Annotated in this window: 18 protein-coding genes; 14 read left to right on the plus strand and 4 right to left on the minus strand. The window is 73.2% G+C overall.

Annotated elements, in window-relative coordinates:
• Window positions 1-16: 16 nt before the first annotated feature.
• Window positions 17-1,531 carry an FtsX-like permease family protein gene (locus tag QSK22_RS22385; RefSeq protein ID WP_285496258.1) on the minus strand — a complete coding sequence of 505 codons (1,515 nt, stop codon included), beginning with the start codon at window positions 1,529-1,531 and terminating at the stop codon, window positions 17-19.
• Complete coding sequence (locus tag QSK22_RS22390; protein WP_285496260.1) at window positions 1,528-2,310, minus strand: ABC transporter ATP-binding protein; 783 nt, start codon at window positions 2,308-2,310, stop codon at window positions 1,528-1,530. The genes QSK22_RS22385 and QSK22_RS22390 overlap by 4 nt, the downstream gene beginning before the upstream one ends.
• Window positions 2,311-2,608: 298 nt before the next feature.
• Between QSK22_RS22390 and QSK22_RS22395 the strand changes: the two genes are divergently transcribed.
• The 11 genes from QSK22_RS22395 to QSK22_RS22445 are packed head-to-tail and all read left to right on the plus strand — an operon-like array spanning window position 2,609 to window position 13,009.
• Window positions 2,609-3,925 (plus strand): MFS transporter, encoded by a 1,317-nt coding sequence (locus tag QSK22_RS22395; RefSeq protein ID WP_285496261.1) that lies wholly within the window; start codon window positions 2,609-2,611, stop codon window positions 3,923-3,925.
• Window positions 3,922-4,473, plus strand: a complete 552-nt coding sequence (locus tag QSK22_RS22400) for a VOC family protein (protein ID WP_285496262.1) — start codon at window positions 3,922-3,924, stop codon at window positions 4,471-4,473. The genes QSK22_RS22395 and QSK22_RS22400 overlap by 4 nt, the downstream gene beginning before the upstream one ends.
• The gene (locus QSK22_RS22405; protein WP_285496263.1) at window positions 4,470-5,234 is read left to right on the plus strand and encodes an SDR family NAD(P)-dependent oxidoreductase; all 765 of its coding nucleotides are present in this window, start codon (window positions 4,470-4,472) and stop codon (window positions 5,232-5,234) included. Before QSK22_RS22400 ends, QSK22_RS22405 begins: the two co-directional genes overlap by 4 nt.
• On the plus strand, window positions 5,231-6,151 hold the full coding sequence (locus QSK22_RS22410) for a beta-keto acid cleavage family enzyme (RefSeq protein WP_285496264.1): 921 nt from the start codon (window positions 5,231-5,233) through the stop codon (window positions 6,149-6,151). The genes QSK22_RS22405 and QSK22_RS22410 overlap by 4 nt, the downstream gene beginning before the upstream one ends.
• The gene (locus tag QSK22_RS22415; RefSeq protein ID WP_285496265.1) at window positions 6,139-7,014 is read left to right on the plus strand and encodes a hypothetical protein; all 876 of its coding nucleotides are present in this window, start codon (window positions 6,139-6,141) and stop codon (window positions 7,012-7,014) included. Before QSK22_RS22410 ends, QSK22_RS22415 begins: the two co-directional genes overlap by 13 nt.
• The gene (locus tag QSK22_RS22420; protein ID WP_285496266.1) at window positions 7,014-8,024 is read left to right on the plus strand and encodes a dihydroxyacetone kinase subunit DhaK; all 1,011 of its coding nucleotides are present in this window, start codon (window positions 7,014-7,016) and stop codon (window positions 8,022-8,024) included. Before QSK22_RS22415 ends, QSK22_RS22420 begins: the two co-directional genes overlap by 1 nt.
• Window positions 8,021-8,653, plus strand: coding sequence for a dihydroxyacetone kinase subunit DhaL (gene dhaL / locus QSK22_RS22425; RefSeq protein ID WP_285496267.1), 633 nt, complete (start codon window positions 8,021-8,023; stop codon window positions 8,651-8,653). The genes QSK22_RS22420 and dhaL overlap by 4 nt, the downstream gene beginning before the upstream one ends.
• A complete protein-coding gene (locus QSK22_RS22430; RefSeq protein WP_285496269.1) occupies window positions 8,650-9,594 on the plus strand; it encodes a beta-keto acid cleavage family enzyme in 945 nt (314 codons plus the stop codon). Before dhaL ends, QSK22_RS22430 begins: the two co-directional genes overlap by 4 nt.
• A complete protein-coding gene (locus tag QSK22_RS22435; protein ID WP_285496270.1) occupies window positions 9,594-11,333 on the plus strand; it encodes an IlvD/Edd family dehydratase in 1,740 nt (579 codons plus the stop codon). The genes QSK22_RS22430 and QSK22_RS22435 overlap by 1 nt, the downstream gene beginning before the upstream one ends.
• 11 nt (window positions 11,334-11,344) lie before the next feature.
• On the plus strand, window positions 11,345-12,088 hold the full coding sequence (locus tag QSK22_RS22440; protein ID WP_285496271.1) for an SDR family oxidoreductase: 744 nt from the start codon (window positions 11,345-11,347) through the stop codon (window positions 12,086-12,088).
• Window positions 12,089-12,103: 15 nt separating this feature from the next.
• Window positions 12,104-13,009, plus strand: a complete 906-nt coding sequence (locus QSK22_RS22445; RefSeq protein WP_285496272.1) for an MBL fold metallo-hydrolase — start codon at window positions 12,104-12,106, stop codon at window positions 13,007-13,009.
• Here QSK22_RS22445 and QSK22_RS22450 read toward each other — a convergent pair.
• On the minus strand, window positions 12,982-13,770 hold the full coding sequence (locus QSK22_RS22450; protein ID WP_285496273.1) for an IclR family transcriptional regulator: 789 nt from the start codon (window positions 13,768-13,770) through the stop codon (window positions 12,982-12,984). The two genes, QSK22_RS22445 and QSK22_RS22450, sit on opposite strands and share 28 nt — an antisense overlap.
• Before the next feature lie 250 nt (window positions 13,771-14,020).
• Here QSK22_RS22450 and QSK22_RS22455 point away from each other — a divergent pair, with 250 nt between their 5' ends.
• The 3 genes from QSK22_RS22455 to QSK22_RS22465 all read left to right on the plus strand — a co-directional run bounded on the left by QSK22_RS22455 (window position 14,021) and on the right by QSK22_RS22465 (window position 16,806).
• Window positions 14,021-14,728 (plus strand): TetR/AcrR family transcriptional regulator, encoded by a 708-nt coding sequence (locus tag QSK22_RS22455; RefSeq protein WP_285496274.1) that lies wholly within the window; start codon window positions 14,021-14,023, stop codon window positions 14,726-14,728.
• Window positions 14,729-14,762: 34 nt separating this feature from the next.
• Window positions 14,763-15,749, plus strand: coding sequence for an AurF N-oxygenase family protein (locus tag QSK22_RS22460; RefSeq protein ID WP_285496275.1), 987 nt, complete (start codon window positions 14,763-14,765; stop codon window positions 15,747-15,749).
• Window positions 15,750-15,993: 244 nt separating this feature from the next.
• Window positions 15,994-16,806, plus strand: coding sequence for an SDR family NAD(P)-dependent oxidoreductase (locus QSK22_RS22465; RefSeq protein ID WP_285496276.1), 813 nt, complete (start codon window positions 15,994-15,996; stop codon window positions 16,804-16,806).
• 343 nt (window positions 16,807-17,149) lie between these two features.
• Here the strand turns inward: QSK22_RS22465 and QSK22_RS22470 are convergent, their stop codons facing one another.
• Window positions 17,150-17,839: a class I SAM-dependent methyltransferase family protein gene (locus QSK22_RS22470; protein WP_285496277.1), complete on the minus strand. Its 690-nt coding sequence runs from the start codon at window positions 17,837-17,839 to the stop codon at window positions 17,150-17,152.
• Between the last annotated feature and the right edge of the window lie 921 nt (window positions 17,840-18,760).

An 18,760-nucleotide genomic window follows, 5' to 3' on the forward strand; every position in this document is an offset into this window, starting at 1 on the left:
CGCCCCGGCCCTGCCGTCAGCCGGACGCCGCGTCTCGGATGGTGAGACGGGACGCGCGGCGCGCCGCGGGGAGCGCCGCCGCCGCACAGGCCGCCGCGCCCGCAAGCGCGACCGCCGCCAGCGGCACGGGCGGGGCGGTGAACGGCCGCTCCTGAGCCCCGGTCAGCGCCCACCCGGTGAACAGCCCGAGCGCGGCGCCGCCCGCCGTGCCGGACAGCGCGACGGTCAGCGCCTCCCACCGCACCATCGCCCGGACCTGCGCCCGGGTCGCCCCCACGGCGCGCAGCAGCCCGATCTCGCGGGCGCGTTCGCGGACGCCGAGCGCCAGCGCGCCCGCGGTCCCGGGCAGCGTGGTCGCGAGCGCCAGGGCGAACAGTGCGTAGACGACGCCGAGGAAGGCGTCCACGTCGGCGGCGTACGCGGAATGCTCCCGGACGGTCGGCGCGCCGTACGGGCGGGCCAGTACGGCGATGGCGGACGCAGCGTCGTCCGGCGCCGCTCCCGCCGGCCGCACGAACGCGACACTGTCGCGCCCCTGCCGCGTGCGGACCTCCGCCACCGCCTCGACCTGCGGCAGCGCGGCGATCTCGGCGGCGAGCCGCGGGTCGAACCCGCTGGTGCCGCCGTCCACCACGAGCCCGCCGCGGAAGGAGCCTGGGAGGCCGTCCTCCAGCGACGCGCGCAGCGATTCGGCGTAGACCGTCAGCAGGGTCGCCATGCCGATCCCGGCCATCAGCGCGGTCGCGGCCCCGGCCGTGCGGCGCGGGCTGCGGGACGCGCCGTCGCAGGCGAGCACCCCGGGCGTCCGCCGCAGCCGCACCGCCACGGCGCCCGCGAGCGCGGCGGCGGAACGCAACGCCACCGGCCCGAGCAGCGCCATGGCGCCCAGCAGCATGATCGCGCCCGCTGCCGCCATCGCCGGGGTCGCGGCCAGTCCTCCCCACACGACCGCGCCCACGGCCACGGCGCCGCCCGCCGCCCCGACCAGCACGCGGGCCTCCGAGACACCGCCCTCGCCGTCGGCGCCGCGCAGCACCGTCGGCAGCGCCGCGGCGAGCGCGGCCGACACCCCGGCCAGCGCGGCGAGTACGAGCGTCCCTCCGGTGACCGCGACGCCCCGCGCGGTCAGGTCCAGGACGCGTTCCAGCATCGCGGCGCAGCCGACGCCGCCGGCCAGCCCGGCGAGCGTCCCGCCGACACCGGCCACCAGCGCCTCGACGGCCGCCAGCGCGCCGACCTGGGCGCGGGACGCGCCGACGGCCCGCAGCAGCGCCGACTCCCGCACGCGCCGGGCCGCCGTGACGGCGAACGCGTTGTGGACGGTGAACGCCGTCGGCACCACCGCCACCAAGCCGAACACCTCCAGCGCCGTCCCCAGCTCGCGGGCGAGGCCGCTTTCCGCACCCGCTTCGAAGGTGTCGCCGAGCACCAGCGTGCCGGATATGAACATCACGCCCAGGAACACCGCCGCGAGCAACCCCGCCAGCCCGCCGCGCCGCGCCCACACCGTGCCCAGCGCCAGCCGGATCACGACCGTCCGCCCAGGTCGCGCATGTGGTCCAGCACCTCCGCTGCGGTGGGGTGGCGCACGACGTCGGCGACCCGCCCGTCCGCCAGGAAGACCACCGTGTCGGCGCGGGCGGCGGCGACGGGGTCGTGCGTGGCCATGGCGACGGTCTGCCCGAGGTCGTCCACGGCGCGGCGCAGGAACGTCAGCACCTCGGCGCCGGTCCGGGAGTCCAGGTCGCCGGTCGGCTCGTCGGCGAACACGATGTCGGGGCGGGTCACCAGCGCGCGGGCCAGCGCGACTCGCTGCGCCTGCCCGCCGGACAGCCGCGCCGCCCGGTGCCGCAGCCGGTTCCCGAGGCCGAGCACGCGGACCACCAGATCGTGCCACTCGGGGTCGGGACGCCGGCCCGCCAGCGTCAGCGGCAACGTGATGTTGTCGGCCGCGGTCATGGTGGGGACCAGGTTGAACGCCTGGAACACGAGCCCGATGCGCTCGCGCCGCAGCCGGGTCAGCGCCCGGTCCGACAGCCCGCCGAGCTCCGTGCCGCCCACGAAGACCCTGCCGGACGTGGCGGTGTCCAGGCCCGCCGCGCAGTGCATCAACGTCGACTTGCCCGCCCCCGACTGCCCCATGATCGCGGTGAACCGCTCCGCGGGGAACTCCACGGTCACGCCGTCCAGCGCGCGCACGGCCGTATCCCCCGACCCGTACACCTTGGTCAGCTCGACCGTCCGCGCCCCGCGCTCGCCCGCAGGCCGGTCTTCCAGGACCGACCGCCGCGCCTCTGCCGCGTTCCCCATGCCGACGATGCTGGCGGCGCGCCCGCCGCCGCGTCGTCGTGCGGAGAGAGTGATCGCGCCTGCACCCGGGGACGCAGCAGCGCCCCGCCCCGTACGCCGCCAGGTGTACGCGGAGACGATCGCGTGCCGATCAATGGGACGCGTGCGTTGTGCCACAGGGCCCGCTTCCAGCATTGTCCCTCTTACGCACCGCTTCCTTCTCCCACCCCATTTCTTCGAGGTGAGTGCTTTGTCACGAGACCATGGACGTTCCACTCGTCCAGCCGCACAACCGGCAAACGAAACGGCGGCCGACGACATGAGGCGCGCGGTCCTGCGCAAGGTGACCCGCCGGTTCATGCCGCTGATCGGGCTGTGCTACATCGTGCTGTACGTCGACCGTCAGAACATCGGCATCGCCGCGCTGACGATGAACGACGACCTGGGGATCTCCGCGACGGCGTTCGGGTTCGCCGCCGGGGTCTACTTCTGGAGCTACACGCTCTGCGAGCCGCCGAGCAACTACGTGCTGGCCAAGGTCGGCGCGCGGGTCTGGATCCCGCGGATCATGGTGACCTGGGGTCTGGTCACCATGGCCATGGCGCTGGTCACCGGGCAGCTGAGCCTGACCGTGATGCGGCTGCTGCTGGGCATCGCCGAGGCCGGCTTCTCCCCCGGCATGCTCTACTTCGTCTCGCGCTGGTACCCCAAAGCCGAACGCGGCGCCTCGATGTCGTGGATCGTCACCTTCATCTGCCTGTCCGCGCTGGCCTCGCCGCTGTGCACGCACGTGATGATCGGCATGGACGGGCTGGCGGGCATGGCCGGCTGGCGCTGGCTGTTCATCGTCACCGGCGTCCCCGCGGTCCTGCTCGGCCCGATCTGCTACCGGGTGCTGCGCGACCGTCCGGCGAAGGCGACGTTCCTCAGCCCGTCCGAGCGGTCCTGGCTGCAGCGCACCCTGGACGCCGAGAGCGAGCAGACCGCCCGCACCGGCGGGCACTCGTTCCGGCAGGGGCTGTCCCACCCGCGGGTGCTAGCCCTCATCGCCGTCTTCTGCTGCGTCACCTTCAGCCTCAACGGCTACCAGCTGTGGCTGCCGCAGATCATCAAGGAGTTCGGGCTGACGACGCTGCAGACCGGATGGCTGGTCGCGGTGCCGCCGATGCTGGCGATCGGCCCGATGCTGTGGTGGACCAGGCACTCCGACCGCACCCGGGAGCGGGGTCTGCACTTCGCGGGCGCCGCCGGGGTCTGCGCCGCCGGGTTCGCCGTCGCCGCCGTGTTCCTGCACTCCCCGGTGGTGGCGATGGCGGGGTTCTGCGTCGCGGGCATCGGGCTGTACGCCTCGCTGGCCATCTTCATCACGATGCCGTCGAGCTTCCTCACCGGGGCCGCCCTCGCCGCCGGGTTCGGCCTGATCAACGGGCTGGGCAACGTCGGCGGCTACTTCGGCCCGCAGGTCACCGGGTTCATCCAGGACTCCACCGGCGGCTTCACCTGGGCGGTCGCGGCCTTCGGCGCCGTGATGCTCGTCGCCGCGGGCATCGTCCTTCCGCTCACCCGCCGCGCCGGGCGGAGTGCGGACACCGGGCGGGGCGCGGACCCCGCATCCACCGTGAAGGAGGCGGTATGAGCCGGATCTTCGGCCCGCTGCGGCAGAACGGGTACGTCGTCAGGGACGTCGAGCGGGCGATCGCTTACTGGACGGACGTCATGGGCGTCGGCCCGTTCTTCCTCATCGACGACCAGCCGCTGAACGGCTTCGAGTACCGGGGGCGGCCCGCCGCGCCGAGCATCCGTGTCGCGCTCGCCCACACCGGCGGGGTGCAGATCGAGCTGATCCAGCAGACCAACGACGAGCCGTCGGCGTTCCGGGACTTCCTGCGCGCCGGTCACGAGGGACTGCAGCACGTGGCCTTCTGGACGACTCGCTTCGACGCCGACCTGGACCGGGCCCGGCGGCATGGCCTGGAGGTCCTGCAGTCGGGCAGGTCCGGCAGCGGGGCGCCGGACGAGCGCTTCGTGTACTTCACGGCGCAGGACCATCCGGGAACGGTCATCGAGCTGTCGGAGACGGCCGGGCGCAAGGGCGCCCTGTTCCGGGCCGTCGAGGAGGCGGCGCGGGACTGGGACGGCACCGACCCGGTCCGCCCGATGGCGGCCCTGCTGGACCGGCGATGAGCGGCACGGCGTTCGTCACCGGCGGCGCGTCCGGGATCGGGCTGGCGACCGCCCGCACCCTGCGCGACCAGGGTTGGAACGTCGTCATCGCCGACCTCGACGGGTCCGCGCTGCGGCGGGTCGGCCGGGAGGTCGACGGCGTGCGCGCCGTCGCGCTCGACGTTACCGACGCGCCGGCCGTCGCCGCCGCGGTCGGCGCTGCGGAGGCCGAGTTCGGCGCCGTGGACGCCCTGGTCAACTGCGCGGGCGTCGTCGAGAACGCGCCGTTTTTGACGGCCGCCCCGGAGACCTTCCGCCGGACGCTGGAGGTCAACCTGACCGGCACGTTCCTGGTGGGACAGGCCGTCGCACGGGGCATGGCGGCGCGCGGCCGCGGGTCGATCGTCAACATCGCGTCGGTGTCGGGCCTGCGCGGCGGCCCGTACCGCGCCGCCTACGGCGCGTCGAAGGGCGGCGTCATCGCGCTGACGAAGGTGATGGCCGTCGAGCTCGGGCCCTGCGGCGTCCGGGTCAACTGCGTGGCGCCCGGCGCCACGGACACCCCGCTGGTGCGGGTGGCGCAGCCCCCCGCGATCCGCCGCGCCGTCCTCAGATCGATCCCGCTGGGCCGGTACGCCGACCCCGCCGAGACGGCGGCGGTGATCGCGTTTCTGGCCGGGGACGGCGCCGCCTTCGTGACCGGCCAGATCTGGGGAGTCGACGGCGGGCAGCTCGCGGGCGCCGGCTGGCGCCCGGAACCGAACGAGGAAAGGCCAGGATGAACAAACTCGTCATCGGCGTCCATCCGAACGAGAACACCATGCGCGTCCCGAACCGCGACGTGCCCTGGACGCCCGAGGAGATCGCCCGGGTCGCGGCCGAATGCGCGGACGCGGGCGCCTCCCTCATGCACTACCACGCCCGCACGCCCGACGGGGGCGCCGACCACTCGGCGGCGGCCTATGCGGAGATCGCACGGCGGGTGCGGAGCCGGTGCGACATCCTGCTGGCTCCGTCGATGGCCAACGCGCCGGGCAACACGGTGGAGGAGCGGCTCGCCAACGTGGCCGAGACCGCGGGCGATCCGGCCACCCGCGCCGACTTCCTCGTCATGGACATGGGGTCGGCGAACATGGACCTCTTCGATCCGGACGCAGCGCGTTTCCGCACCGAGGACCGGGTCTACGTCAACGACACCGCCACGCAGCGGCACCTGTTCCGGCGGGCGCGGGAGCTGGCGCTCAAGCCGTACCTGGCGTCGTTCAACGTCGGCTGGACGCGGACGATCCTCGCCCACCTGGAGGCCGGAGAGTTCGCGGAGCCGGGTGTGGTCGTGTTCGTCCTCGGCGGCCCGGAGTTCACCGCCGCGCATCCGGCCACGGTGGAGGGGCTGCGGGCGCAGCTGGCCTTCCTGCCTCCCGGACGGCGGATCGAGTGGATCGTCTCCGCCCATCGCGGAAACGTGCTGCCCGTCGCCGAGGCGGCGATCGAGATGGGCGGTCACGTGGCCATCGGCGTCGGCGACCACCACTACGGGGAACTGGGCCATCCGTCCAACGCCGAACTCGTCGCACGGGTCGCCGAGCTCGCCGCCAGAGCGGGCCGCGAGATCGCCACGCCCGACGAGGCCCGCGAGATTTTCGGCCTCGGCCCCGGCACCCGCCCCGGCACCGCAGGGAGCACGCGTTGTTCGTCCTGAACGAGTACGGCACCGAACCCGAGACCGTCCTGGAGTCGCACGGCATCCGGGTCCTGACCATGGACTCCATCGCGTTCGCCTCCCCCGCGCTGGCGGGCGAGGTCATCGTGACCGGCTCGCACGGCGGCGCCAGCGCCGGGCAGTACGCCCGGCGGGCGGGGGTGGCCGCGGTCGTGTGCAACGACGCCGGCGTCGGCAAGGACGACGCCGGAATCGCCGGGCTGCGGGCGGTCGGCGCCGACGGCGTCGCCGGAATCGCGGTGGGACACGACTCGGCGCGTATCGGCGACGGCATGGACGCGTGGCTCAACGGCGTCGTGACCTTTGTGAACGATCCGGCGCGGGCCGCCGGGGTGCGCCCCGGCCTGCCCTTGCGGGACCAGGCCGGCGCCCTGATCGAGCATCTGGCGGCATCGCCCGCAAAGCGCCGCGCCGACACCGGCGAGGGCGGGGACGAACTGCGCCGGATCGTCGTGGTGGACCGCCCCCGGGGCGGCGTCGTCCTGCTCGACAGCATGTCGCAGGCCGGGGAGGACGATCGCGGCCGGGTGGTCGTGGCGGCCTCCAACGGAGGCAAGGAGTCCGGCCGCATCGCCGTCCTCGTCGGGTGCGCCTGCGCGGTGTTCAACGACGCGGGCGTCGGCAAGGACGGCGCCGGGATCGCCGGGCTGGCGCTGATGGACCGGGCCGGGCTGCCGGGTGTGGCCGCCTCCCACCTGTCGGCGGCCATCAGCGACGGTCCCGACCTGTGGCACAGCGGCGTCATCTCGCATGTGAACGAGGCCGCGCGGGCCGCCGGGTTCCAGGCCGGGGCCCGGGTGGCGGACGCGGTCCGCCGTTTCGTCGAACGGAGGGAGGGCTGATGCCTGCGCGGCACATCGTCAACGACCCCGACGACCTGGTCGCCGAGGCGCTGGAGGGCCTGGCGCTCGCCCACCCGGACCTGGTCCGCGTCCACCGCGACCCGGCCTACGTGGTCCGGGCGGGCGGGACGAGGGGCAAGGTGGCGCTGGTCTCCGGCGGCGGCTCGGGGCACGAGCCGCTGCACACCGGATTCGTCGGGACCGGCATGCTCGACGCCGCCGTGCCCGGGGCGGTCTTCGCCAGCCCCACCGCCCACCAGATCCGGGCGGCCGTCGCCGCGGCCGACGCCGGCCGCGGCACGTTGCTGGTCGTCAAGAACTACACCGGCGACGTCCTGAACTTCTCCATCGCCGCCGAACTGGCCGCCGACGACGCGATCGCGGTCGAGACGGTGCTGGTCGACGACGATCTGGCCACCGAACGGCCGGACGGCGACGGCCCGGGCCGCCGGGGAACGGCCGCCGTGGTGGCGGTGGAGAAGATCTGCGGCGCCGCCGCCGAACGGGGCGCCGCGCTCGCGGAGGTCGCGGCCCTGGGCCGCCGGGTCGCCGGTACGGCCCGCACGATGGCCCTGGCCCTGGAGGCGTGCACCCATCCCGGGCGGTCCCGGCCCTCGTTCGACATCGCCGACGACGAGGTGGAGTTCGGTGTCGGCATCCACGGGGAACGCGGCATCGGCCGACGCCCGCGCGGCCCCGCCCGCGAACTCGTCGCCGAACTCGCGCGCCCCGTGGTGGAGGCGCTCGGGCTCGGACGCGGCGCGTCCGTCATCGCCATCGTCAACGGCCTGGGCGGCACGCACGGCCTGGAACTGTCGGCCGCGCACCGCGAGCTCACCCGGCTGCTGGACGGGCTCGGGATCACCGTCGCGCGGTCCCTGGTCGGCCCGTACGTCACGGCCCTGGACATGAAGGGAATTTCGATCACCTTGGTACGCGCCGACGACGAACTGCTCGACCTGTGGGACGCCCCGGTGCGCACCCCGGCGCTGAGCTGGGGCGGGCGATGACCGGGCGGACGCTCACCGCGGAACACGCGCTGGCCTGGAGCGGCAGGTTCATCGAGGCCGTCCGGCACGGCGACGAGGAACTGACCGAACTCGACCGCCGGGCCGGTGACGGCGACTTCGGCACGAACATGCGGTTCGCGCTGCGCCGGGCGGCGGACCTGCTGGACGGCGGCCCGCCGGACTCGGCGGCGGGCGTGTTCACCGCGCTGTCGGAGGGGTTCCTGCAGACGGGCGGGACCAGCGGCCCGCTGTTCGGCATGTGGTTCCGCGAGTTCGCCAAGGCGTCCGCGGGCGGGGAGGTGACCACGGCGGTGCTGGCACGGGCCGCCGAGGCCGCGGTCGCCGCGGTGCGGCGGCTCGGCGGGGCGGAGGTGAGGCACAAGACGATGGTCGACGCCATGGCGCCCGCGGCAGAGGCGCTGCGCGCGGCGGCGGACCGGGACGCCGGGATCACCGAGGCGCTGCGGCGGGCGGCCGTCGCGGCACGCCGGGGAGCCGAATCCACCCGGGACCTGGTGGCGGTGCGGGGCCGCGCCAGCTACGTGGGCGAGCACGCGCGCGGCGTGGTCGATCCGGGCGCGCTCACCGTCGCGCTGTTCTTCGAGGCGGCGGCGGAGCCGGCCGCGTGAACATCGACAGCGACACCGAGGAAGGGACCATGACGGGAAAGGTCATCGTGACCATCGCCCCCACCGGGGGCTTCCTGACCCGTGCGGACAACCCGTACGTGCCGGTGCAGCCGGAGGAGATAGCCGAGGACGTGCGCCGTTGCCACGACGCGGGGGCGAGCATGGCCGCGTTGCACGCGCGGCGGCCCGACGGGCAGGCCACCTGCGACGCGGCGACGTACCGCCGCATCAACGCGCTCGTCCGCGAGCGGTGCGACATCGTCATCAACAACTCCACCGGCGGCGGCGTCAACGGCGACATGGTCGCGCGCACCGCCGACGGCCGTGCGGTGGTGGACTGGGAACAGCGCCTGCGAGGACTGGACGGGGGCGCCGAGACCTGCACGCTCGACGCGTTCACCGCCTACGCCACCGGAGGCGGCACCGAGGTCCTCATGGACACCCCGTCGTCGCGGGCCCGTGAACTGGCCCGTCTCATGCGGGAGAAGGGGATCAAACCCGAGTGGGAGGCGCTGAACCCCGCCCACCTCGCGCAGGACGTCACCACGCTGATCCGGGAGGGCTTCGACGACGCGCCGCATCTGGTGAACATCGTGCTCGGCCTGCACCACGTCTTCCAGAACGCGATGCCCTACTCGCCCAGGACCCTGCAGTACATGGTCGATCTGCTGCCCGCCGGCAGCGTCTTCTCCGTCAGCGTCGCCGGGCCCGAGCAGACCCGCGGGCTGACGCACGCGCTGCTGCTCGGCGGCCACGTCCGGGTGGGGCTGGAGGACAACGCGCAGTACGCGCCCGGCCGGACGGCGGAGAACGTCCGTTTCGTCGAGCGGATCGTGCGGATCATCGGCGAACTGGGACTGGAGCCGGCGACGCCCGCCGAGGCGCGGAAGATCCTCGGCCTGCCCGCCCCGTCCCGCGACACCGCCGGGGAGGCCGCGTGATGGACGTCCGGGAAGGAGCCGACGGCATGCCGCCGCTGCGTTCGCGTGAATGGTTCGCCGGATCGGACGCCAACGCGTTCACCCACCGGTCGTGGATGAAGAACCAGGGCGTTCCCGACCGGATGTTCGACGGCAGGCCGGTCATCGGGATCTGCAACACCTATTCCGAACTCGCCCCCTGCAACGCGCACTTCCGCGACATCGCCGAGCACGTCAGGCGCGGTGTGCTGGAGGCCGGCGGCTTCCCCGTGGAGTTCCCGGTCATGTCGCTGGGCGAGACGATGCTGCGCCCCACGTCCATGCTGTTCCGCAACCTGGTCAGCATGGACGTGGAGGAGTCGATCAGGGCCAACCCGATCGACGGAGTGGTGCTGCTGTGCGGCTGCGACAAGACCACCCCGGCGCTGCTGATGGGCGCGGCCAGCTGCGACCTGCCCACCATCGTCGTCTCCGGCGGGCCGATGCTGACCGGGCGGATGCGGGGACGGCCGATCGGCTCGGGCACCGGCGTCTGGTCGATGAGCGACGACGTGCGCGCCGGGGTGATGAGCGAGGCGGACTTCCGCGCGGCCGAGTCGTGCATGTCCCGTTCGGCGGGCCACTGCAACACCATGGGAACGGCGTCCACGATGGCCTGCATGGCCGAGGCGCTGGGGGTGACCCTGCCGGGCAACGCCGCGATCCCCGCCGTGGACGCCCGCCGCCGGGTGCTGGCCCGCGACTCCGGCGTCCGCGTCGTCGAGCTGGTCCGCCGGAACGTGCGGCTGTCGGACGTGCTGGTCCGCGAGGCGTTCGAGAACGCCGTGATCGTCAACGCCGCCATCGGCGGATCCACCAACGCGGTGATCCACCTGCTGGCGCTGGCCGGGCGGGTCGGGGTGCCGCTGGCGCTGGACGACTTCGACGAGCTGGCCCGGGGCGTGCCGCTGCTGGTGGACCTGCAGCCGTCCGGCCGGTTCCTGATGGAGGACTTCTTCGAGGCCGGCGGCCTGCCCGCGGTGCTGAACCGGCTGTCGGGCCTGCTGCGCGCCGACGCCCCCACGGTCACCGGCCGGACGATCGGCGAGAACAACGCCGGCGCCCCCGTCTGGAACGACGAGGTGATCCGCGATGCCGGCGCCCCGGTGCGCGCGGACGCCGGCATCGCCGTGCTGCGCGGCAACCTGGCGCCCGACGGCGCGGTCATCAAGCCGTCCGCGGCGAGCCCGCAACTGCTCCGGCATCGCGGCCGCGCGGTCGTCTTCACCGGGATCGACGACTTCCGCGCCCGGATCGACGACCCGGACCTCGACGTCGACGAGAACTGCGTGCTGGTGCTCGTCGGCGCCGGACCGAAGGGCTTCCCCGGCATGCCCGAGGTCGGCAACCTGTCCCTGCCCCGCCGGCTTCTCGAACGCGGGGTCCGCGACATGGTGCGGATCTCCGACGCCCGGATGAGCGGCACCGCGTACGGGACGGTCGTGCTGCACGTCGCGCCCGAGGCCGCCGCGGGCGGGCCGCTGGCCCTGGTCCGCGACGGCGACATGATCGAACTCGACGTTCCCGGACGCAGGCTCCATCTCGACGTGCCGGAGGAGGAGCTGGAACGCCGCCGCACCGAGCCCGGCCCGGCCCCGGCGGAGGCGACCGGCGGCTACCAGCGCCTCTACATCGACCATGTGCTCCAGGCCGACCGGGGGGCCGACTTCGACTTCCTGGTCGGTCGCCGGGGCTCGGCCGTCCACGGGCACAACCACTGAAGGGGATCGAGATGACATCGGGCACGGTGGCGGTCGTCACCGGGGCGGGCTCGGGCATCGGGCGGCATGTGGCGCGGGCGCTGCTGCGGTCCGGGTACCGGGTCGTGCTCGCGGGCAGGCGGGCCGAAGCGCTGCGGGAGACGTCGCAGGGGGCACGGGCCGCGCTGGTGGTGCCGACCGACGTGACATCGCCGGACTCGGTGGCGGCGCTGTTCGAGGCCGTGGAACGCCACTACGGCCGGATCGACCTGCTGGTCAACAACGCGGGAACGTTCGGGCCGTCCGGGGCCGCCGACGAGATCTCGCCCGAGGACTGGACGCGCACCGTCGACACCAACCTGACCGGCGCGTTCCTGTGCGCGCACCACGCCGTCAGGCTGATGAAACGGCAGCGGCCACGAGGCGGGAGGATCGTCAACAACGGCTCGATCTCCGCGCACTCCCCCCGGCCCCGCAGCGTCGCCTACACCGCGACCAAGCACGCCATCACCGGCTTGACCAGGTCGATCGCGCTGGACGGCCGGGAGTACGACATCGCGTGCGGGCAGATCGACATCGGCAACGCGGCCACCGAGATGACCGCGGGGATCGCCGAGGGCGCGCCGCAGGCCGACGGGCGGACGGCCCCGGAACCGACCTTCGACGCCGAGCACGTGGCCCGGGCGATCCTGTACCTGGCCGAGCTGCCGCTGGACACCAACGTGCTGTTCATGACCATCACCGCGACGAAGATGCCGTTCGTCGGCCGCGGCTGACGGGACGAGAGGAATATGAGGACACTGGAGCTGGGCCCGGTCACGGTCCACCGCGTCATCGAGCTCGAACGCTGGCCCTTCGCTCCCGCGGAGATGTTCCCCGGCATCACTGAGGAGCAGGTGCGGACGGCCGGCCGCGCACTGGGCGCCGAGCACATCGACCCGCGCGACGGGCAGATCGTGATGAGCATCCAGACCTACGTCATCCGGCTGCCGCACGCCACCGTCCTGGTGGACACCGGGAACGGCAACGACAAGCCGCGGCCCACGCTGCGCGCCCATCACATGTTCCGGACCGGGTACCTCGACCGGCTCGGCGACCTCGGTATCGCCCCGGACGACGTCGACGTGGTGATCTCGACCCACCTGCATCCGGACCACTGCGGCTGGAACACCCGGCTCTCGGGCGGCGCCTGGGTGCCGACCTTTCCAAGGGCACGGCACCTGTTCCCGCGTGCCGAGCTGGACCACCTGGCCGCGATCCACCGGGCGGGCCCCGGCGACGCCGTGGCGGCGGATCTGGCCAGGACGTTCGAGGACAGCGTGCGGCCCGTGCTCGACGCCGGACGGGCCGCCGTCGTCGACACCCCGCACACCGTCTGGTCGGACGACGACGCCCGGATCACCGTGCGGGACGCGCCCGGACACACACCCGGCCATGTGGTGGTCGAGCTCGACGCGGGCGGTCGGCGGGCGGTGTTCACCGGCGACGTGATCCACCATCCGCTGCAGTTCGCCGATCTGGACCTCGCGCAGGCCGGCGACCACGATCCCGGGCTGGCCGCCCGGACGCGCCGGGAGCTGTGCGAGGCGTACGCCGACCGGGACGTCGTCATCCTGCCCGCGCACTTCGCCGGCCCCGGCGCCGGCATGATCGTGCGTGCCTCCGGCGGCTATCGCTTCGACTGGCTGGAGGGCTGAGCCGCGGGTACGCGCCCGCCGGCGAGCCGCCGGGTCACCGCCAGGGCGGCGGCCCGGACGGCCGCCTCGACGCGGGTCAGGCTGATCCGCCCGGCGAGCCCGGACATCGACAGCGCCCCGGCGACCTCCCCGTCCGCCCCCATGATCGGCGAGGCCACCCCGACCACGTTCGGGAAGGACTCCCGCAGGTCGTAGGCGACGCCACGGCGCCGTACCCGTTCCAGCTCCGCGGCGAGCGCGTCCCGATCGGTGATCGTGTGCTCGGTGAACCGCCGCAGCGGCCCGGTGGTGAGGCCGTCGGCGTCGCAGAACGCGAGGATCGCCTTGCCGGAGCAGCTGGCGTGCGCGGGCCATCTGGTGCCGGTCCGCTGCGGAAGGCGGGGCGCGTCCCGGCCCCGGAACATGTCCACGTACACGACGTCGCCGCCGGCGAGCACGGCCAGGCCGACGTTGTGCCGGGTGGCCTCGTGCAGCGCGGCCATGTGCGGATGAGCGGCCTCGTGCAGCCCGCTCTCCCGCGGTGTCCTGCGGCCCAGCTCGAATACCAGCAGCCCGAGCCGGTACGTTCCGCCGACCTGTTCGAGCAGCTCGACCCGCACCAGCTCGCGCAGCATGCGGTGCACCGTCGACTTCGGCAGGCCCGTCCGCCGGACCAGCGCCGCGGCCGTCAGCGTCCCGTCTCCCGAGCGGAACTCCTTCAGCAGCGCCGCGGCGCGCCCGACCGCGGAGATCTCGCCTTCGTTCCGATGAGCTGGACTCACCCTCCCATCGTCCCCGCCGCTGATCGCGCAGGTCAACATCCCTTGATCGGCGCTCTTTCGGCCGCCGTCCCCCAGGCGCGCGCCCGTGTCGGCATCACCGACCCGCCGGTTGACGGACAAACCGTCCGGGCCCGGCCCCGCCACCCGCAGGACGTTCGCGGATGTCGAATCGGACGATACGTCCAATTGTGACCAGTGCAACATACAAGCAGGCTTGATTGCTTGTATGTCGCGCTCCTACCGTCGAAGCGTGTCAGTAAGCGCACGGCGACGCCCCTCCCGCAGGCGCGGGGAGAGCCGCCGCACCCAGGAGGAACGGCGGACCCGCACCCAGCGGCTGCTGCTCGACGCCACCATGGAGTGCCTGGTCGACCTCGGCTGGTCGGGCACCTCCACCACCGAGGTGGCGCGCCGGGCGGGCGTGTCCCGCGGCGCGCAGCAGCACCACTACCCGACCAAGATGGTGCTCGTCGCCGCCGCGCTGGAGCACCTGCTGGAACGGCAGCGGCTGGCCTACGAGTCGGCCTTCGCCGTGCTGCCGCCCGAACGGCGCAACGTCGAGGGCGCGCTGGACCTGCTGTGGGAGGTGTTCCGCGGCCGGCCCGCCAGGGCGCTGCTGGAACTGGCGGTGGCCGCCCGCACCGACGACGACCTGCGGGTGCTGTGCCGCGACATCAACGAGCGGATCCTGCAGGTCATCCTGGAGGTCTTCGAGCGGCTCTTCCCCCGCAACGAGCTGCCCGACGACTTCGTCCCGACCATGCTGCGCGGCGTGTTCGCCATGTTCATCGGGCTGTCGGTGCAGAACGCCCTCGACGACGACGCCCGCGGCCACCAGCAGGCCGTGCTGACACAGGTCAAGAGCATCGCCCGGATGATCATTCCCGACCCCAACGACTCCGGGCGCGCCGCGACCTGCCCGATCCCGGACGTCGCGGCACGTCCCGGGCCGGCCTGAGCCGCCGACGCACCACCGCAAGGGAGCCCCTGCCATGACCAAAGCCCCCACCGAACTGGCCGAGGAAGTCCGCGAGCAGGTCAAGGACCGCAAGTCCTACCTCGGGGTCATCGACCGGCTCAGCAAGGCGTCGGTCGACAAGCACTGGGAGGCCTACGCCGACATCCCGTGGGACGACCCGGAGTACGCCGTCGACCCCAACGACCCGCGCTGGATCATCGACCCCGCCGTCGACGCCCTCGGCGGCACCGAGTGGTACAAGTCGCAGCCCGAGAACATCCGCGCGCAGATCGGCCTGTGGCGGATCGCCACCGCGATGAAGATCGGCCTGCAGTTCGAGAACCTGCTCAAGCGCGGGCTGCTCAACTACGCCTACCGGCTGCCCAACGGCCGCCCGGAGTTCCGGTACGTCTACCACGAGACGACCGAGGAATGTCACCACGGGATGATGTTCCAGGAGTTCGTCAACCGCACCGGCATGCCGATCCGCGGCATGCCGCGCGCGCTGAGCCTGGTCGCCCAGGCCGCCCCGTGGATCCCCCTGGTCAGCACCGAGCTGTGGTTCGTGTTCGTGCTCGGCGGCGAGGACCCCATCGACTACGTGCAGCGCAAGTCCCTCAAGGGCGGGCACGTCAAGCACCCCCTGGAGGAGACGATCATGAAGATCCACATCGCGGAGGAGGCCCGGCACATCTCGTTCGCCCGGCACTACCTGCGCCACCGCGTCCCGCAGTTGAGCCGGCTGCGCCGCCGCGTGCTGGGCATCGCCGCGCCCGTCGTCCTCGGCATCATGGCGCGGATCATGCTGTCCCCGCCCGGCCCGATGGTGCGCCACTTCGGCATTCCGCGCGAGGTGGTCCGCGAGGCCTACCGCACCCCCGAGAACCGCGCCCACGTCTGCCAGTCGGTCGGCAAGGTCCGCGACCTCATGGCCGAGCTGGGCCTGATCACCCCCGTGAGCCGCCAGGTCTGGAAGGCGTTCGGCATCTGGGACACCCCCCGCGTCCGCGCCGCCGCCTGACCTGCCGCCAAGCGGGCCGCGCCGGGACCGGCCTCCTCCCCCCGGGCCGGCCCCGGCGCCGCCTTGCCCGACAGGGCTGGGCCGCCGACCGCGGCCGGAATGACACGACGGCTGTCCCGCCCCTCAGCCGGCCAGTAGACTACGAGCCCAATTCAACATCACATCCAATACGGGATCGCGGGGCCGGGCCCTCCCGACCGCTGCATTTTCCGGCCCCGCGGTCCGTTCCGAGCAGGAGCGCGCGATGAGCATTGCGATCGTGACCGGAGGCGCGTCCGGCATCGGCCGGGCGATCGCCACCGCCCTGGTGGCGCGGGGCGACACGGTGATCGTCACCGACATCGACGTCGAGGGCGCCGAGAAGGTCGCCGACCGGCTCAACGGCCTCGGCCGCGGCCGGGCCTCCAGCGCCGCTCTCGACGTCACCGACGCCGCCGCGGTGACCGACGTCTACAAGGGCGTCAAGGCCGAGTACGGCAGCCTGGACCTGGTGTTCAACAACGCGGGCATCGCCATCGGCGGCCTGGCCGAGGAACTCACCCTCGACCACTGGAACCGCGCCATCGACATCAACCTCAAGGGGGTCGTGCACGGCGTCCACGCCGCCTACCCGATCATGCTGGAGCAGCGGTCCGGGCACATCGTCAACACCGCTTCGCTGGCCGGACTCGTCCCCATGCCGATCGGCATCCCCTACACCGCGACCAAGCACGCCGTCGTCGGCATGTCCCTGGGCCTGCGCGCCGAGGCCGCCGCCCGCGGCGTCAAGGTCAGCGTGGTGTGCCCCAGCTTCGTCGACACGCCGCTGCTCCGGAACGTCAACCCGGACCTTCCCGAGACGGCGATGAGCGGCAACGCCCGGGACGACATCAAGAAGGCGTCACCCCGGCTCTACACCGCCGAGAAGCTGGCCCGCGACATCATGCGCGGCGTCGACCGCAACCGCGCGCTCATCGTCGCCCCCGCCCACGGCCGCGCCGCCTGGCGCGGCATGCGCCTCAGCCCTGACGGCGCCGTCCGCGTCGCCCAGTGGGCCGTTGCCCGCCTGACCAAGTGACCCCCGCCAGGGCTCGCGATGGATGGCGGGATGCGCCGACAGCGCTGCCGTGACGTCGCACCCGGCCAGGTGATCATCGCGGGATGGGGGATGCACTGCGCCAGATCGCCGGGGGTTGAAGGAGGGCACGGCGGTGGCGGGAGTCCTCACCGCAGACTGCGTTACGTGGCGGGGGCTGCGAAAGTCAGCCGAGCAGGAGCCGCCCCCGCCCCTGGAAAACGACCTGGCATGGCCGCCCGCCCACGTCTATCGACCGCCCGGATGAGCTCTCATCGTGGCGACCGGCGTCGGTACGGGCGGCTGCGGCGCACGGCCGACCGGGGCGGACGTTCTCGACGCGGGGCTAGGTCGGCCAGGGGGCGCCTTTGCGGAGGACGTCGTAACCGACGAAGGTGAACAGGCGGACACCGCGTTCCAGCGGGACGGGGTCGCCTCGGAACCGGTGCATGCCGACACCGAACGCCTTCTCCTCCGGCGGCGACAGCCAGCGCTTCTCGAAGCCGTGCTTGTCGAACCAGCGGCAGATGTCGCCGGTGATGTCCGGGGGCCGCCGGTTGCGGGTCCAGACGACGTGGGCGCCGCGGGCGCACAGCTGCGGCAGCAACGACACGGTCCGTTCGATGTCGGCGTCGGTGATGTTGCCGAACACCCCGCACACCAGCACAAGGTCGGCGGGAACCGCTCCGGCGTAAGCGTCGGTGTGCGAGGCGTCGCCCGCGGCCACCTCCACGCCGGTCAGTCCCGCGCGCCGGACGCCGGCGCGAGCGGCTCGGACGTTGCGCTCGTCCAGCTCCACCAGCCGCGCCGTCACGTCGGCGCGCCGGGGATGGTCCGCCAAGGCGCCGATCAGGTCGCGGCCCTGACCGGCGCAGACGCTCACCGCGCGCAGGCGCCCCGCGGGAGCCGCGTCGAGCGCCTCCCGGACACGCTGCCGCACGGTGCGCAGCCGCCGGGACAGGGACGACCGGGGATCGTCATATGCCCTGTGCCACTCCGCCCAGTCGCGCCCCGGCGGATCTTGCGCTTCCGTCATGCGGGCCAGGCTAGGGCGGTGCGCCCGCCCATGTCCGACACGGCGATCGATTGACCGGTCTCGGTCGTCCGCCGGACTGGTCGAAGCAGCGTTCGATCGCGTTGCGGTGCCGGTGGCGCTTGCAGTCGCAGCGGCGATGCTCGTGCCGGAGCCGGACGGTCGGCTGATCGGCGCATTCCGGGGATGGCATGCGGGAAGCGCTGCTCCCCCGGGATGGACGCGGACGACGCCGACAGGGGTGGCTCTTGTCGGCGATCGGGTTCCCGGGTCGCGCGTGGGCGTCCTGGGCCGGTGCGCCCGCCCCCGGGCGGCCTGAACCGCCTCGATCAGGCGGGTGCAGTCATCGACGTCGCCAGCGGTGACCGTGAACGCCGGCGGCAGGCTGCGGCCGGCGCCGGCAAGGTGGAGGTCGGTCCGACGCGGGACCGCCCGTTCGCCTTTGTACGGGCGGCTGGCGGGCCTGCACGATGGCGGAGACGCGCACACCGCCGACCGGTTCACCGCCCCGATGGTGTGGTCATGGGTTTGGACGTGGTCTCAAGTCCCGTTCGTGTTCCAGCGGCGGGACCGCTGGTGGAGGGTCTGCCGGTTCGGGCATGTCCCGCCGGTCGGCGCCGGTGCGGATCTTCCACAAGATCCCGTTGATCACCTGCCGATGGTCCCGTCACCGGCGCCGAGGCCGGTGCTGAGCGGCAGCAGCGATTTGAGTCAGGCCCAGGCGGCATCGGCCGGCTCGCGTCGGCGAACCATGGCCACCGATCAAACCACAACCCCAAGATCCAGATCCGCGACAGGCCCTAGGTGTGCTGTTCGGGGACGTTGGTGACAGGCGACACGCCGTGGGTGGTTGTTGAACGACAGGAGGGCCTTCTGGTTTCGGTGTGGATTGCGACGACATCTGCACCGACGTCCAGGAGGCCC

The sequence above is a fragment of the Actinomadura sp. NBRC 104425 genome (assembly GCF_030269545.1).
GTDB classification, from domain to species: Bacteria; Actinomycetota; Actinomycetes; order Streptosporangiales; family Streptosporangiaceae; genus Spirillospora; species Spirillospora keratinilytica.

Coding starts and splice junctions, on each gene's coding strand:
- dhaL (WP_285496267.1), top strand. CDS start 8,021: ATGACCGGGCGGACGCTCACCGCGGAACACGCGCTGGCCTGGAGCGGC.
- QSK22_RS22410 (WP_285496264.1), top strand. CDS start 5,231: ATGAACAAACTCGTCATCGGCGTCCATCCGAACGAGAACACCATGCGC.
- QSK22_RS22400 (WP_285496262.1), top strand. CDS start 3,922: ATGAGCCGGATCTTCGGCCCGCTGCGGCAGAACGGGTACGTCGTCAGG.
- QSK22_RS22465 (WP_285496276.1), top strand. CDS start 15,994: ATGAGCATTGCGATCGTGACCGGAGGCGCGTCCGGCATCGGCCGGGCG.
- QSK22_RS22470 (WP_285496277.1), bottom strand. CDS start 17,839: ATGACGGAAGCGCAAGATCCGCCGGGGCGCGACTGGGCGGAGTGGCAC.
- QSK22_RS22445 (WP_285496272.1), top strand. CDS start 12,104: ATGAGGACACTGGAGCTGGGCCCGGTCACGGTCCACCGCGTCATCGAG.
- QSK22_RS22460 (WP_285496275.1), top strand. CDS start 14,763: ATGACCAAAGCCCCCACCGAACTGGCCGAGGAAGTCCGCGAGCAGGTC.
- QSK22_RS22420 (WP_285496266.1), top strand. CDS start 7,014: ATGCCTGCGCGGCACATCGTCAACGACCCCGACGACCTGGTCGCCGAG.
- QSK22_RS22435 (WP_285496270.1), top strand. CDS start 9,594: ATGGACGTCCGGGAAGGAGCCGACGGCATGCCGCCGCTGCGTTCGCGT.
- QSK22_RS22395 (WP_285496261.1), top strand. CDS start 2,609: ATGAGGCGCGCGGTCCTGCGCAAGGTGACCCGCCGGTTCATGCCGCTG.
- QSK22_RS22405 (WP_285496263.1), top strand. CDS start 4,470: ATGAGCGGCACGGCGTTCGTCACCGGCGGCGCGTCCGGGATCGGGCTG.
- QSK22_RS22440 (WP_285496271.1), top strand. CDS start 11,345: ATGACATCGGGCACGGTGGCGGTCGTCACCGGGGCGGGCTCGGGCATC.
- QSK22_RS22390 (WP_285496260.1), bottom strand. CDS start 2,310: ATGGGGAACGCGGCAGAGGCGCGGCGGTCGGTCCTGGAAGACCGGCCT.